Below are 15,560 nucleotides of genomic sequence, written 5' to 3'. Positions count from 1 at the left end.
CACATGATCCTCGTCTGTTACGACCAATCAAGCACCCGCATGGAAATTGCGCCTGGAAGTCGCTGCGGCGGCTTCCAAGAGCTGGGGGTGTACGACTTTGACCCGCTTCCGGACCATGCAACGCTCTTTATTGACGAGGAACTGGTAGAGCCTGTTGTCACTCCCGCTGGCCCGGTCCTGCGCTGGAAGCCCGGCTTCTACGCAGGTGAGGTCTCCGCCGAGCTGGTGGCCAGCAGCGGGGCCTTGCTGGCGCTCTACCGCCTGGACGTGGCACCGGATGCCAGGAAGCTCGGCGCCGACCTTTTCCAGCAGATGCTGGATGATATCCATGCGTTCGACCCAGCGCTGCTGCCAGGAACGGAAGCTGCCCAGTTCAATATTGGAGTAGCAGGGGAGCTCAACTCGGTCTTACTGCAGTACGCACGCCTGCGCCGGCACTCCGACGCGCTGATCAAGGCCCTTGAAGCCGTCTCGGCGCGGCCCCTGAGTCGTCTTCAGCATGAACGGAAGCATGTTCCGTTCCACCAGGTAAGGCGGATAGACGCTAGGTCGGCACGCCAGCTCATGTCCCGGCCTGATACCGCTGCGGTACTGCGCGGACAGCCCCACGTAGGCGCCAGCGCTCCGCTGTTCAATGTGGTGCAGTCCGGAGAAAACCTGGACAACCCAGCAAATCGGGCACTGTCCGCAACACTGGCATCCGTACGCGCCAGGTGCGACAGCGTGGCCGAAGGGCTGGCGAAGTTGACTGCTTCCCAGAGGGATGAGGCCACCCGCACACCCTTGTCCAACCGGCTTCAGCGCAAGCTGGAGTTCCTGCAGGCACAGTCTGAAAGGCTGTGCGTCCTTTCCAAGCGCTCCCCATACGCCAATGTGTCTCGGCGTGAAGTGGTTGCTGCTGGGTTGACGGCCATCTCTGCCCACCCCGGGTACTCCCGCGCTTACCGCCTGGGCTGGTCCACGCTTAGACCGGGCATCACTGGCCTGGACAGGGAAGAGAGCCTATGGCTCAGCCCGACGTGGGAGATCTACGAGCGCTGGTGCTTTGTGCGTATTGTGGAGAGCCTGCGCACTGTATTTCCTTCGCTGCAGTGGAAGTGCCTCCGGCGCCCCACCGTAGATGTGATCCGGTGGGTGGGCACTGGGGCAGGCGTCCGGGTAGAAGCATGCCTGCAACGCATTGCTGGGTCGCCCGAGCGGTCATCCGGGCTGCGCAGCGTCTCCCTGCGGCTTAAGCCGGACATCGTAGTCATGGTGGAAGCGAACGGTCTTCGCAGACTGCTGGTACTGGATGCAAAGTATCGTACAGGCCGGGCTAATGTGCTGGATGCCATGCGTACGGCGCACATCTACCAAGACGCACTTCGCTGGAAGGGGCACCGCCCGGACTGCACGCTGCTGCTGGTACCCCAGGGCGGTGACGCCTGCTGGCTGGAGAGCCCCGCGTTTCATCAGCAGAACCGCACCGGGGTGCATGTTCTTGGATTCGAACAGCCTGCTGGCGCCATTGAAAATATGCTGGCGGGCTGGCTCAGGGACTGACATTGTGAAACTCACTGCCCGGCCAAATTTTCGGCCGGGGCAGTAGGGCACCATCAGTGCTGCGTTGCGCCAGGTGACACTCAGACGCCCGTGGGTACCAAGCCGAAAAGCACGCCCGTGCCGTACGGCAGGCGCTCGCGTATCTCCCCGCGCGCTTTCCAGTCTGGATCATTGAACCAAGGATCCATCCACCCTTCGTCAGTTTTTACCATGTAGTGACCAATTCCCTTGTAGATCCCTCGCTCGTGGGAAAGAAATACAATGGTTCCAGACGGCCACCGGCGAAGTCCGGCACGCTTCTTCACCGTGATATCTGCATCTGCAAGCGCCAGGATCATGGGGCGCGGCTCCACACCCTCCTTTTCCCAGTCTTGCGACGCGCCGTGCGCTTCAAGCCGCAGCTTTGCTTGTATGTAGGACAGGCCAGCTACTGAGGCCACACACGCGACGCCACAGCCACACTTATCCAGTTGCGAGACAACCCGATTCTTCTTCATAAGCCCCTGTAGACCGCTCTTAGTCGCGAAGATCACTGACGGGTGCTATCACGCACACCTTCCCTGCAAGCTTACCCAAAAGCGACGGTGCGATTCCCAGGATAGGCAGCAGATCAGTAAAGAGGCACGCCAAAGGGGCGGCATCTGTGCGGCGTGCGGTGGAAGGGGTCGAACATCTCGTCCAAGGCGATGCGCTACGCCGGTGTCGATCGTTCGTTGGCGTTGGAGCCTGCCGGTCAAGGGTAATCCCACCGCTTTTAGCGGTCGCCAAAAGTGAAACTACGCTGCCAGTGCAAGCTGACCAGACGTTCGTCTGTTGAGAGCCTGCATTGGCGTGATGCCGCCGAGCGCCATGTCTGGGCGCTCGTGGTTGTAAGTCCATAGCCAACGAGCGGCGATGTCCTGGACCTGTTCGATGTCATTGAACAGATTGCTGGCAAGCCAAGCGTAACGCACGGTCCGGTTGTAGCGCTCGATGTAGGCGTTCTGCTGAGGATTGCCTGGCTGAATGTAGAGCAGCGCAATGTCTTGCCGCTCGGCCCATGCTTCAGCGCTCCGCTGATGTACTCGGGCCCGTTGTCGCAGCGTATGGCGCGGGGCTTTCCGCGCCATTGAATGACCTGTTCCAAGCTGCGGATGACGCGCGCCGCAGGCAAGGAGATGTCGACCTCCATCGCCAGTCCCTGGCGGTTGAAGTCATCCAGTACGTTGAGCATCCGGAAGCTGCGTCCATCAGCCAGCTGGTCGTGCATGAAATCCATCGACCATGTCTGGTTGACCGCCTCAGGCACCGCCAAAGGCTCCGGCACTTCCCGGACGATGCGCTTGCGCGGCTTGATGCGCAGATTCAGCTCAAAATCGCGATAGATCCGATACACGCGCTTGTGGTTCCAAGCGAAGCCCTTCACGTTGCGCAGGTGCAGGAAGCACAGTCCAAAGCCCCAATCGCGGTAGGCGCTGGTCAGCCTGAGCAACCAGTCGGCGATGATCGCATTTTCTTGGCGGGCCTTGGCCTGATAGCGGTAGCAGGTCTGACTCACCTCGAACGTCCTGCACGCATGAACGATGCTGGTGATGCCTGCCTGGACCGCCCGTCTGGCCATCTCGCGACGCTGAGATGGCCTCACCATTTTTTTGAGAGCGCTTCCTTCAGCAGCTCGGCACTGAGCCGCGCATCGGCGTACATCTTCTTCAGCCGCCGGTTCTCGTCCTGCAGTTCTTTTAGCTGGGACACCATGGACGCATCCATGCCGCCGAACTTGCTGCGCCACTTGTAGAACGTCGCTGAGCTGATGCCATGCTGTCGGCAAAGGTCCGGGACAGGCGTACCGGCCTCGGCCTGCTTGAGTACGGCGATGATCTGGCTGTCTGTGAATCGTGATTTCTTCATGGGATCTCCTCGGGTTAGATTACGAGAAATTCCACTTCTGGCTGCGGCTAACCTGCGGGGGGATTACCCACCCACGCTCCGGGAAACAATGCGTTCGCGACGTTGCTGTGGGCCAAATACATTTCAACGATCCGATAGTTGACCTTGACCTGCTCGTCAAAGGATGCTCGCGCATCCAGCGGGTTCCGTAGCGTTTCACGCACCAAGATCTCGACGTTGGTGCGCTCTTCAATCGAGAAGTTGTCGTCTGAAATACTCGAACCCGAGTTCTCGTTCGGACTGGGCGTCCTAAACTGCCAAGCAGCCATGCTTCCCCCTGTTCCCTCCCAACATAGGCATTACTTCTCAGCAGCACCTGCGCACGGAATGCAAGACCCGAGGATAAAATGGCGCGAGCCACGCCGCTTATCGCGTGGCACAGAATAAATTTCACCCGAAAGTTGCCGGTGCCGTTCCTTTGCCGGCGCCCTTTATCTGCTTCTATACCAATGGCACGCGGAGTCTAGCGATGAGCGTCGCGGACCTAAGCTCAACCGCGCAGATCGCGGCCCAAATTCAGCTATATCGCGCTCTGCGCAGGTGGACTTCCTCATAAAACCTCCCGAGATTCAACCGACCTACTCCATGCAAAGAACTTTTGCCCGTCAGCTTTACCAGATGAAACAGTAAAACTCCACGCCGCACGCAGCAGGACGCTCTGATGGTACTTCTCCCTTAGGCTCTCCGCTCTGTCCTCATTTTCGCCGCGAAGCCAAGAGTGCTGCATCTCTTCCGATATCTTCGCGATACAGATGTAGAACCCGCCCATCAACGGATCGAGCGTGCCCTCAGCAATTGAGCCACCCTGCCGCTCGGCGGCGTATCTCACGAACTGAATATTATCGGAAGGGTCAATGACGAAGATCCCGGACTCGCTTTTTTCAATGCCACCAACGTTGTCAAATCGAATACAAACACCCTCATCGCGCGCAGACGCCTTGGCGGATTCCAGTCTGTCACCTAGGTCATACTCACTTACACCCCATCCAACCAACCATATATGAGATGTTCCGGAACGAATGAGATTCTCAACATGACTCCAAAATCCCGATTCATCTTCCGAACCGAACGGCTGGTCTTCGAGGCCCGAAAGGCGGACTGCATCAACGAGCGCTCGAAGCTCAAAGTCCTCGACTGACTGACCGAGCCCTGAGCTCCCAATCATAACGGAAGTGTCCAGAATCTCATCTGCGACAAAGCAATCCTTCGGGAGGAGGCTTGCAATCCCAAACTGGATTTCCGCATTAATTTCGTCACTAACTATAACACTGCACGAAGACACGACCCAATCCGAGTATCCCCGAAGATCTGCGCTCGCTGAAGCAAGTTCACTGTTGACATACGCACTTACCTTTTCGACATCAACATCCGCCGCTGCCACTTTCTGCGCAACTAGCATGCCGCGCCTATCTGATAGTCTGGCCAGGGTATCCTTGAGCGAATTGATTGAGCGAGCGGTCTCAATCGGAAGTAGTGAAAGCCAATCACCGTCATCGATGAGCCGTACCAAGTTGTCAATCGAATACTGAGGAGGCAACTGCTCGTCCCGAATTTGCGCGAATTCCCACGCGCGGGGCGCCATCATTACAATTGCGGCTCTCGCAAGAAATCCGTCAATCTCAACAAGATGCACGCCACCACTTTCCTGCTGATCGATTTCCCACCAACTCCACTTCCAGCGCTGGCTAACATCATCCGCATTGGTTGCGGATAACAACAACATAACTATCGATATGTCGGAATCTCGCGCGTCTGCCAAGGCATCAATCAGATCAGAGACCAACTGGACCTCTACCTCATCCTCCTCCTCATCCTCATCGCCCCGTGCCAAGTAGAGCGACAACGCTATCGCGCCCATAAAGCTTTCTATGTAAAGTTCAGCGCCCTCGGGAGCTCGCGAAGATCTAAGAACATCTGTGACGGTCTTTATTACAATTCGACTCTCCGCACGCAACAACGGCTTTCCAGCAGGGCTACCGACCAATAGAAGAATCAACTCTCTCAGTATTAGCTGCGTAACCTGACTTCTTTCAGACCGATCAAGGTAAGGGAGACTTCTTAAGGATCCGGCGAACACCTGACCACTTTTGTGGCTCCTGCGAACCATTAGGCCTAGAATTCGAACAAGAATACCCACGTACACCTGCGAAAAACCATCGAGCTGAGCATGTTCAAACCACTTTGCCAGCCTGCCACGGATGAATGCTGCCAGGTCTCGCGCATAGCCCAACCCATCTTCCGGGGATCGTTCAATTTGACCCAGCACAAAATGAGGGATATCAAATATCCACTGATAATTGCTTACTTCGATTGATTGCGACGGATCAACGCGACCCAACCCCGCTGCATCGATGATGTCGCCAAGCACGTCGAGACCATATTCGAGGTCATGCGGCCGCTGATTTGGGATCGCCTCATAAATTACCGTGGCGACATGGCGGTGCACTACCATTGGGGCACGTACGAAGTTCTCAATCCACTCCCCAGATCCATACTTTACCAAATGCCTCGCCAGCTTCTGCAGCTGCGCGACCTTTGCCTTGTCAACATCGCCATCCACTGAAATGCTGGGCGCTTGGCCAGTTCCGACGCTAACATCCGGGCCCAGCGCTGAGACACGGAAGAAGCCACTTTCGCCGCGAGACAGATACTCCGGACAAGAATTGCGATCGAAGTGAATATCCAGTCGAAGCTTCTTTGCCTCCGAGGCTAGTATCGCTACAGAGTTCTTTTGGATATGCAGAAGCTGTGTTGCTTGAAAAGGATCACCCATCAATAGCGATGCAGCCTGTCTGCTCACCCTTGAGTTTCGCGTGATGGCAGCCAAATTGGCATTCAATTCTGCGAGGTCGCCTTTTAGCCTATCGTCCAGAGGTGAGCCGGAAAGACCACCAATCGCTATCCCCAAGTATTTTCTAGCGCCCCTATCGAAAAGCTCTGGTCGAGCAATCAGGTCAAAACCCTTTTTGAATACCCACAGAGTTCGGACAATAACGAAAACAGTTGCTATTCCCGCAAGGGCGAGGCCAATGGCCGAAGGCGCTGACAGGACGCCCACGATTGAGCCAGCCAGCAGCGTCAGCGACAGCTGAAGGTACCTCGACCATCCGATCTCGGTGGCGATGACAGCACCTGAAGGAGCCACCCTAGACGCGCTGGTGATCGTCGTTGCCAACAATGTGTAACCTAGAAGGGGCGCGACCGCACCGACAGCCGCATGCACTCCCAAGAGTGCAATCCACAGCGAATAGATTATCTGCTGGTCCGTGAGCAATGCGGAGTAGCGCGGAATCGCTCCCTGCACGAATATCGAGATTTCGCTCTGAAACGCCAAACCGAGATTGGTCAAGACAAGGAAAATTGCGAAAGTCAGCACCAGATGCTTGAATTGGGTAGCGACGGCGATGACCTTGCGGCCGTACACCTTCGCTTGCTCCGGCAACGCGTCTTTCATCTCTTCCGTCCTTAGAAAAAAGGCCCCGCAAGAGCGGGGCCTTTGTTTAAATCAAACCCCGACAGGATTAGCCTTCTCAGGATCAATCTTGTACTGCTTGATCGCCCTGGCCACATCCTTCCCGGTCATCTTCCCTTCCTTAGCCAGCGCCGCAATCGCGGCATGCGCGATGTAGTACCGGTCAACCTCGAAGAAGCGACGCAGGTTCGCACGGGTATCCGAGCGACCAAAGCCATCCGTACCCAGCACCGTGTACGACATCGGCACGAACGCGCGGATCTGGTCCGCGTACGCACGCACATAGTCGGTCGCCGCAATCGCCGGGCCCTGGCGGCCTTCCAGCAGCTCGGTCACGTAGGCCTTGCGCGGTTCGGCTTCCGGGTGGAAGCGGTTGTAGCGCTCAGCATCGAAACCATCGCGGCGGAGTTCGTTGATGCTCGGGCAGCTCCAGATATCGGCGGTGACGCCGAAGTCCTTGTCCAGCAGCTCGGCCGCAGCAATGGCTTCACGCAGGATGGTGCCCGAACCCAGCAGCTGCACGCGCAGCTCACCCTTCTTCGGCTTGCCGGCGTCGGTCAGCAGGTACATGCCCTTGACGATGCCTTCGGCCGCGCCTTCCGGCATTTCCGGGTGGGTGTAGTTTTCGTTCATCAGGGTGATGTAGTAGTACTCATCAATCTGATCTTCCATCATGGCCTTGGTGCCGTGCTGCAGGATCACCGTCACTTCGAAGCCGAAGGTCGGGTCATAGCTGCGCACGTTCGGAATGCCACCGGCGACGATATGGCTGAAGCCATCTTCGTGCTGCAGGCCTTCACCGTTCAGCGTGGTGCGGCCGGCGGTGCCACCGAGCAGGAAGCCACGGGTACGCATGTCCGCGGCCTGCCAGGCGATGTCGCCCACGCGCTGGAAGCCGAACATCGAGTAGTAGATGTAGAACGGCAGCATCGGCACGTTGCTGACCGAGTAGCTGGTACCGGCGGCCATCCAGGAGCTGATCGCGCCCGGCTCGCTGATGCCCTGCTGCAGCACCTGGCCGCTCTGGTCTTCGCGGTAGAACATCAGCTGGTCCGCATCGACCGGCTTGTACTTCTGGCCGAACGGGGCGTAGATGCCGATCTGGCGGAACAGGCCTTCCATACCGAAGGTACGGGCTTCGTCGGCCACGATCGGCACGATGTGCGGGCCCAGTTCCTTGTCGCGCAGGGTGATGTTGAGGCTCTGCACGAAGGCCATGGTGGTGGAGTAGCTGCGCTCGCCGCTGCTCTTGAGCAGGCGCTCGTAGCTTTCCAGCTTCGGTGCGTTGAAGCTCTTGGTCGCCTTGCGGCGGCGCTGCGGCAGGTAGCCACCCAGGGCGGCACGGCGTTCCTGCAGGTACTTCACTTCCGGCGAATCCGGACCCGGGTGGTAGAACGGCACCTGGCCATCGGCCAGCTGCGCATCGGTCACCGGGATGTTGAAGCGGTCGCGGAAGTGGCGAACGGCATCGTCGTCCAGCTTCTTGGTCTGGTGCGTCGGGTTCAGTGCTTCACCCGCGCTGCCCATGCCGTAGCCCTTGACCGTCTTGGCCAGGATCACGGTCGGCATGCCCTTGGTGTTCACGGCCTGGTGGTAGGCAGCGTAGACCTTGTGCGGATCGTGGCCACCACGGTTGAGGCGCCAGATATCGTCGTCGGACAGGCCGGCGACCATCGCAGCGGTTTCCGGGTACTTGCCGAAGAAATGCTCACGGGTGTACGCGCCACCGAAGGCCTTGCAGTTCTGGTATTCGCCGTCGACGGTTTCCATCATCAGCTTGCGCAGGACGCCATTGGTGTCCTTGGCCAGCAGGGCATCCCAGTAACCGCCCCACAGCAGCTTGATGACATTCCAGCCGCCGCCACGGAAGACGCCTTCCAGTTCCTGGATGATCTTGCCGTTGCCACGCACCGGGCCGTCGAGGCGCTGCAGGTTGCAGTTGACCACGAAGATCAGGTTGTCCAGGCCTTCGCGGCCGGCCAGCGCGATCGCGCCGAGGGTTTCCGGCTCATCGCTCTCGCCGTCGCCGATGAAGCACCACACCTTGCGGTCGGACTTCTCGATCAGGCCACGGTTTTCCAGGTAACGCAGGAACTGTGCCTGGTAGATCGCGGCGAGCGGGCCCAGGCCCATCGACACGGTCGGGGTCTGCCAGTAGTCGGGCATCAGCCACGGATGCGGGTAGCTGGAGAGGCCACCGCCATCGACTTCCATGCGGAACTTGTCCAGCTGGGCTTCGTCGATGCGGCCTTCCAGGAAGGAACGCGCATAGATGCCCGGGGCGCTGTGGCCCTGGATGAAGAGCAGGTCGCCCGGGTGGTCTTCGCTCGGGGCGCGCCAGAAGTGGTTGAAGCCCACGTCATACAGCGTGGCGCCGGAGGCGAAGGAGGCGATGTGGCCGCCCAGGTCGCCCGGCTTGCGGTTGGCGCGCACGACGGTCGCCATCGCGTTCCAGCGGATGATGGAACGAATGCGCCATTCCAGTTCGGCGTTGCCCGGGCTCTTGGCCTCCAGGGTCGGCGCGATGGTGTTCACGTACTCGGTGGTGGGAGAGAACGGCAGGTAAGCCCCCGAACGACGGGTCAGTTCCACCATGCCTTCCAACAGCTGATGCGCGCGCTCGGGGCCCTCGACATCAATTACGGCCTTCAGCGACTCGATCCATTCCTGGGTTTCCACAGGATTCGGGTCGTTGTTCAGCACCTCGTTCAACCAGTTCATTTGCGCTCCCATGACCGCACGCACGCGCGCGACTGTTTTAGATTTCTAGCCGCAAAGTGTAGCGCACCAAGGGGTTTGCTTACTTCGCTACGGTTGCGTATGGAACCATCCCGGCGTGTCCGGAAGGACAGCAGGCGACAGCGCGAGGGCCGCGCCGGAAGGTTCCACGCTGCATTTCAGCCTGCCCGCTGGCGATGACACCGGCGCGTCAGCAGGACACCGATGGACAGCGCAGCCGCTGCGGCGCAGGCGATTGGCGCGGATCGTGCGCGAAGCGACGGCGCTCGAGCGCGCTTCGGCGTGGATCATCGGTGCCGTTGGGAGGTGACAACCGGGTGCAGTGTTCCACCACAAGCACGCACCGTCACAGGAGGAATTGACCTGAACACATCCCTGCCATATGTGCGCCAGCGCTGGTCGAAACAGAGTTTTCGATATATCGTTCCGCCACTGCATTCGATATATCGAAATGACCTCTCCGCGCGACCTCGACCGCCCTGCCCGCCCGCTGACCGCCCGGCCCCTCAGCCGTGGCGACCTGCGCCTGCTGGTGCTGTCCCTGCTCGCCGACCAGCCGCGCCATGGCTACGAGTTGATCCAGCTGATCAGTGACATGTTCGTGCGGGTCTACACGCCCAGCGCGGGCTCGATCTACCCGGTGCTGGCGCAGTTCGAGGCCGCCGGCTGGGTTGGCGCGGTCGAGGACGGTGGGCGCAAGCGGTACGCGCTCAGCGCGCTGGGCCAGGCCGAGCTGGAGGCACAGCGCGACGAGGTCGATGCCGCGGTGCACCGGGTACGCGACAGCGCGCGCACGATCACCAAGGCCAACCTGCCGCCGTCCGTGCGCGATGCGCTGCGCGAGCTCAAGCACGCGCTGGGCCTGTGCCACGGCCGCTGGCAGGACGACAACGCCGCGGCCGTCGCCGAGGCGCTGCGCGAGGCCGCCGCGCGGATCCGTGCGCAGGGCCGCTGACCTCCCTTATTCGTTTCAGACCCAGCCAGCCACCGCCCGCCAGGTCCTTCTTTCTCAACGCCGCGCTGCGGCACTGATCCAGGTATTCCCCATGGCTCTGCATGAAAACCGACTGCTTCGTCATACCGTGAAGTTCCGCCCGCTGCAGGTGCTGCGCACCGAAGAGATCAGCCCGTGCATGCGCCGGGTGATCGTCGGGGGCGAGGCGCTGGAAGGCTTCGATTCGCCCTCGCCGGATGACCACGTCAAGCTGTTCTTCCCCAACGCCGAGGGCCAGTTCGTGGTCCCGACGATGACCCCGGAAGGCCCGCGCTACCCGGACGGGCAGACGCCTTCCCCCTCGCGCGATTACACCCCGCGCTGGTGGGATCTGGAGACCCACGAGCTGGCGCTGGATTTCGTCATGCACGGCGATGGCCTGGCCTCGACCTGGGCCGCCAACGCGCAGCCGGGCGATGCGATCGCCGTGGGCGGCCCGCGTGGCTCGCACATGACCGCCGATGACTTCGATACCTACGTGCTGATCGGCGATGAAACCGCGCTGCCGGCGATCGGCCGCTGGCTGGAGACGCTGCCGGACGGCGCGAATGCCGATGTCTACATCGAGATCCCCGAATCCGGCGACCGCCAGGAACTGCCGGAGGACGACCGCATCCGCATCTCGTGGCTGGAGCGCAACGGCTTCGACGCGGCCAGCAGCACCCTGCTGGAAGACGTGCTGACCGATTTCGAGGAACCGGACGGCGATACCTTCTACTGGATCGCCGCCGAATCGCGCCGGGCCCGGATGATGCGCAAGTACATCGAGGGTCATCTGGGTGTGCCGAAGGACTGGATCCGCTCCACCGGCTACTGGAAGGCGCACGGCAGCGAGCACCACGACGACTGAGCCCGCGACGGGCACCGGCCGCGAATGCGACAATCGCGTTTTGTGCCGGTGCCTTTCATGCAAGCCTCTCCTCTTTCGGCACTGACCGATCTGATCGACCGCGCCGAGCGGGCCGATCCCGCGCTGGATGCCGCCCTGGCGGCGCTGGCGCCTTCCGTGGGCGGGAACATCGCTCCGCTGCGCACCGCCCTGGTGCCATTGGCCCGTGCGCAGGCCGCGCTGGTGCAGGCGAACATCGATATCGACCTGGTCGCCGATGAGCTGCGCCGTTACCAGAAGTACGCGATGCCCGGTAAGCCGAGCCTGCAGATCGTGCAGCTGCGCAAGCAGCAGGCCTCGGTGAAGCAGGCCGCGCTGCTGGCCCGCCAGGCGTTTGCGCAGGCCACCCATGCGTTCCTGCGTGAAAGCGGCTTGACCGCGCCCGCACGGCGCACGCCGACCGATTTCACCACGCTGTGGCTGGGCAAGGTGAGCGCGCAGGTGACTGCGGGTTGATCAGGAACGGTAGTGCCGGCCGCTGGCCGGCTCGCCCCATAAAGAAAGCCCGCCAATTGGCGGGCTTTCTGCCTTCTCACGACGAGTGAGGAGAAACTCAGGCAGCCGGCTTTTCGCCAGTAGCCTCGGTGGTGATGCGGATGTTCACTTCATCGCTGACGTTCGGGGCGTACGCGCCGACGCCGAAATCGCTGCGCTTGATGGTGGTGGTGGCATCGAAGCCCGCCGCCGGCACCTTGGCCATCGGGTGCTCGCCGCCGCCGTTGATGGTGACATCCAGGGTCACCGGCTTGGTGATGTCCTTGATGGTCAGATCGCCGGTCACGGTCAGCTTGTTGGTGCCGTTGGCTTCCACCTTGGTGCTCTTGAAGGTGGCGGCCGGGAACTTGGCGGCGTCGAAGAAATCGGCGCTCTTCAGGTGCTCGTCGAACTTGGCGGTGAAGCTGTTCAGGCCGGTCAGCGGCAGCTTCACTTCCACGGTGGACTTGGTCACGTCAGCGGCGTCATACACCAGGGTGCCTTCGGCGCTGCCGAAATGCGCGGTCGGGTGCGAGAAGCCGAAGTGGCTCCACTGGACCAGCACGTCGGTGTGGGTCGGGTCGAGCTTGTAGGTGCCCGAGGCGATCTGGATGGCCTCGGCGGCCGGGGCGGCAGCGGCGGCGTCCGCAGCCGGGGCGGCGGTTTCGGTGGCGGCCGGCGCGTCAGCGGCCGGAGCAGCGGCTTCGTCGGCCGGCTTGGAGCAGGCGGCGATGGCCAGGGTCAGGGCGAGCGGCAGCAGCAGTTTGCGGGTCATGGTCATGGCAGGTCTCTCTCGAATCGAAGGGAAAAAAAGCAAAGGTCACGCAGCCCATCCGCACGGACGGGCCACGATCCGGCGGTAACGCTTATGCGATGCGGGCGGCTTCGTCGAAGGACAGGCGAGGCAGCCGCGGGAACAGGCCCGAGGCGTCACCGTACCCCAGGTTGACGAGGAAATTCGACTTGATCGCGGTGCCCTTGAAGAAGGCTTCGTCGACCTTGGCGTTGTCGAAGCCGGACATCGGGCCGGCATCCAGACCCAGCGCGCGCGCGGCCAGGATCAGGTAGGCGCCCTGCAGGCTGCCATTGCGGAACGCGCCCTCGGTACGGCCTTCACGCGGGCCATCGAACCACGCCTTGGCATCGGTGTGCGGGAACAGGAACGGCAGCTTCTCGTGGAAGTCTTCGTCGAAGGCGACGATCACCGTGACCGGGGCGGCCAGGGTCTTGTCGTGGTTGCCTTCGGACAGGGCCGGGGCGAGCTTGGCCTTGGCTTCCGGGGATTTCACGAACACGAAGCGCGCCGGGCTGCCGTTGGCGGCAGTCGGGCCCCACTTCAGCAGCTCGTACAGCGCCTTGAGCTGGCTGTCCTCGACCGGCTTATCAAGGAAGGCGTTCTGGGTGCGGGCGGTACGGAACAACTGATCGAGCGCAGCATCGTCAAGGACGTGGGACATGAAGCCTCCAGAAATAAGGGGAATCGTTCGCGCATCGGCTACCGTGGCAGGGCGACAGCGCGATCGGCGAAGGCTGGCAGTGTAGAGTGTCGCGACAGTTGCAACACCCAGCCTGACTGAAACGAATTAATGCCATACGTGAAACGATGGAGTCCGCCCTGGACGATCACTGACGGCCGTGCCGGCAATGTGCGGCAGGCGGTGGCCCTGGCCACGGCATTGAAGCTGGGGGCGCATCGTCCGCTGGTACTCACCCCGCGCGCGCCCTGGCGTTGGCTGGCCCCGCGCTGGTTGCCCGGTGCCGCCAAGGGCTACGGTGACGCCTTCGCAGCCCTGGCCGCCGACGCCCCTGAGCTGGCCGTCGGCTGTGGCCGCCAGGCGGCCGGCGCGCTGCGCGAACTGCGCCGCCGTGGCACCAAGGTCGTCCAGATCCTCGACCCTCGCCTCAGCCCGCGCCATTGGGACCTGCTGGTCGTGCCCGAACACGACCGGCTGCGCGGCAGCAACGTGCTCACCCTGCTCGGCAGCCTCAACCCGGTCAACGATGACTGGCTGGCCTGCGGCCGTGCCGCGTTCGCCGCGTTCAGCGCCCTGCCCGGCCCACGCACCGCGCTGCTGGTCGGCGGGCCGACCCCGCATGCGCCGTGGCATGAGCCGGACATGGTGCAGGTGTTCCAGCAGCTCGCTTCCCAGCTGCGCGAGGAAGGCGGCAGCCTGCTGGCCACGACCTCGCGGCGTACCCCGCCGGCCCTGGTCGGGGCGCTGCGCAGTGCGTTTGCCGATGTGCCAAATGTGATCTGGGGCGATGGCGGCGACGGCGTGAACCCGTATGCCGGGCTGCTCGGGTGGGCCAACCGCGTGGTGGTCTCGCCGGATTCGGTGAACCTGCTCTCTGAAGCGTGCGCCACACGCATGCCGGTCGCCGTGGCCCTGGCCGACCAGGCGCAAGGGCGACTCGCGCACTTCCAGCACGCGCTGCGCGAACGTGGCCGCTTGCAGGCGCGCTGGCTGGACTGGCAGACGCAGGGCCGCATCGAGCCGCTGCGCGAGACCACGCGCGTTGCTGATGAAGTACGCGCGCGGTTGGGGATTCAGGCCTGACGGCATCGCACAGCGTTATGATGCGACCGCGGCCGGTGCCGCCGGAGACTGTGTGACATGGACGTATCCTTCGCTGCACTGATCAAGCGCCTGCCCCCCGTTCTGCTGTGTGGCGTATTGCTGGGCGCCGCGCTGACCGCGCAGGCCGAACCGCAGTGCACCGAACGCTATCCCACGCCGGCTGCGTTGGCTTCCATGTTCGATGTGGCCCTGGCCACCACCGACGCGTTGGACGCACTCGATGGCGTGGACGTGGTGCTGATCGCCCGCGGTGGTCAGGACCTGAGCAAGTACGGCCTGCGCCACAGTCATCTGGCCTTCCTGCTGCGCGAAGACGATGGCCAGTGGCGCGCGGTGCACCTGCTCAATCCGTGCAAGACCGCCGAGTCGCACCTGTTCCGCGAGGGCGTGGCCACCTTCATCGGCGAGACCTCCAGCCATACCGACCTGCGCATCGGCGTGCCGACGCCTGCGCTGCGCGATGCACTCAAGGCGATGCTCACCCAGCCGGCGATCCAGGCCAAGGCGCTGCATGAAGCGCGCTACAGCGTGGTGGCGTATCCGTTCCGCACCGAGTACCAGAATTCCAACCAGTGGATCCTGGAAGTACTGGGCGCGGCGATGGCGCAGGTGGAAGAGCGCACCCTGATCGTCAACCGTACCCAGGCACAGCAATGGCTGCAGCGACACATGTATACGCCCAGCACGCTGCACATCGGCGTGGCCAAGCGGCTCGGCGCGCGCTTCTTCGTGCCCAATGCCGCCGTTACCGACCACCCGGCCAGCGAGCGCATTTCCGGCAATTACTCGGTGGTGACGGTGGAGTCGATCTTTGATTTCCTGCAACTGCGCAGCAGCCTGCAGCAGGAGCTGGCCGTGCCGCATGTACCGGTGAAAGGCATTACCGCCCCCAAACCGTGAGTCAGCGGCGGGCAGCACGCCAGCGCGCATACTGCGGACCTATGT

12 protein-coding genes and 1 pseudogene are annotated in these 15,560 nt (G+C 62.0%); 6 read left to right on the top strand and 7 right to left on the bottom strand.

The window, feature by feature from the left end; translation table 11 throughout:
• Positions 1-3: 3 nt before the first annotated feature.
• Entirely contained in the window at positions 4-1,542 is a 1,539-nt protein-coding gene (locus ACWV8V_RS15650) for a DUF2357 domain-containing protein (RefSeq protein WP_455900170.1), read from the top strand.
• A gap of 80 nt (positions 1,543-1,622) precedes the next feature.
• Here ACWV8V_RS15650 and ACWV8V_RS15645 read toward each other — a convergent pair whose 3' ends face one another.
• The 5 genes and pseudogenes from ACWV8V_RS15645 to aceE form a co-directional block, all read right to left on the bottom strand.
• A complete protein-coding gene (locus tag ACWV8V_RS15645) occupies positions 1,623-2,039 on the bottom strand; it encodes a hypothetical protein (protein WP_455900169.1) in 417 nt (138 codons plus the stop codon).
• Positions 2,040-2,318: 279 nt separating this feature from the next.
• A pseudogene (locus ACWV8V_RS15640) lies at positions 2,319-3,429 on the bottom strand (IS3 family transposase).
• A 47-nt stretch (positions 3,430-3,476) separates the two neighbouring features.
• Positions 3,477-3,737 (bottom strand): hypothetical protein, encoded by a 261-nt coding sequence (locus ACWV8V_RS15635; RefSeq protein WP_455900168.1) that lies wholly within the window; start codon positions 3,735-3,737, stop codon positions 3,477-3,479.
• 281 nt (positions 3,738-4,018) lie between these two features.
• Positions 4,019-6,922 (bottom strand): sulfite exporter TauE/SafE family protein, encoded by a 2,904-nt coding sequence (locus tag ACWV8V_RS15630; RefSeq protein ID WP_455900167.1) that lies wholly within the window; start codon positions 6,920-6,922, stop codon positions 4,019-4,021.
• 51 nt (positions 6,923-6,973) lie between these two features.
• Positions 6,974-9,661 (bottom strand): pyruvate dehydrogenase (acetyl-transferring), homodimeric type, encoded by a 2,688-nt coding sequence (gene aceE, locus ACWV8V_RS15625; protein ID WP_123731337.1) that lies wholly within the window; start codon positions 9,659-9,661, stop codon positions 6,974-6,976.
• A gap of 469 nt (positions 9,662-10,130) precedes the next feature.
• On the opposite strand from aceE, the gene ACWV8V_RS15620 reads away from it, so the two are divergent.
• The 3 genes from ACWV8V_RS15620 (at position 10,131) to ACWV8V_RS15610 (ending at position 12,018) form a co-directional block, all read left to right on the top strand.
• Positions 10,131-10,634, top strand: coding sequence for a PadR family transcriptional regulator (locus tag ACWV8V_RS15620; protein ID WP_266085530.1), 504 nt, complete (start codon positions 10,131-10,133; stop codon positions 10,632-10,634).
• Between the two features lie 91 nt (positions 10,635-10,725).
• Positions 10,726-11,523: a siderophore-interacting protein gene (locus ACWV8V_RS15615; RefSeq protein WP_313211645.1), complete on the top strand. Its 798-nt coding sequence runs from the start codon at positions 10,726-10,728 to the stop codon at positions 11,521-11,523.
• 57 nt (positions 11,524-11,580) lie between these two features.
• A complete protein-coding gene (locus ACWV8V_RS15610) occupies positions 11,581-12,018 on the top strand; it encodes a hypothetical protein (RefSeq protein ID WP_455900166.1) in 438 nt (145 codons plus the stop codon).
• Positions 12,019-12,115: 97 nt separating this feature from the next.
• Here ACWV8V_RS15610 and ACWV8V_RS15605 read toward each other — a convergent pair whose 3' ends face one another.
• On the bottom strand, positions 12,116-12,817 hold the full coding sequence (locus ACWV8V_RS15605; RefSeq protein WP_455900165.1) for a YceI family protein: 702 nt from the start codon (positions 12,815-12,817) through the stop codon (positions 12,116-12,118).
• An 85-nt stretch (positions 12,818-12,902) separates the two neighbouring features.
• Positions 12,903-13,493 carry a malonic semialdehyde reductase gene (locus tag ACWV8V_RS15600; RefSeq protein ID WP_176990511.1) on the bottom strand — a complete coding sequence of 197 codons (591 nt, stop codon included), beginning with the start codon at positions 13,491-13,493 and terminating at the stop codon, positions 12,903-12,905.
• A 129-nt stretch (positions 13,494-13,622) separates the two neighbouring features.
• Here ACWV8V_RS15600 and ACWV8V_RS15595 point away from each other — a divergent pair, with 129 nt between their 5' ends.
• Both ACWV8V_RS15595 and ACWV8V_RS15590 read left to right on the top strand, forming a co-directional pair.
• Complete coding sequence (locus ACWV8V_RS15595; RefSeq protein WP_455900164.1) at positions 13,623-14,594, top strand: mitochondrial fission ELM1 family protein; 972 nt, start codon at positions 13,623-13,625, stop codon at positions 14,592-14,594.
• A 57-nt stretch (positions 14,595-14,651) separates the two neighbouring features.
• Entirely contained in the window at positions 14,652-15,515 is an 864-nt protein-coding gene (locus ACWV8V_RS15590) for a DUF2145 domain-containing protein (protein WP_455900163.1), read from the top strand.
• Positions 15,516-15,560: the final 45 nt, after the last annotated feature.

The organism is Stenotrophomonas sp. Ker107b (assembly GCF_053847245.1).
The sequence above is the reverse complement of the archived record's forward strand: the minus strand, read 5'-3'. Positions and strand labels throughout refer to the sequence as shown.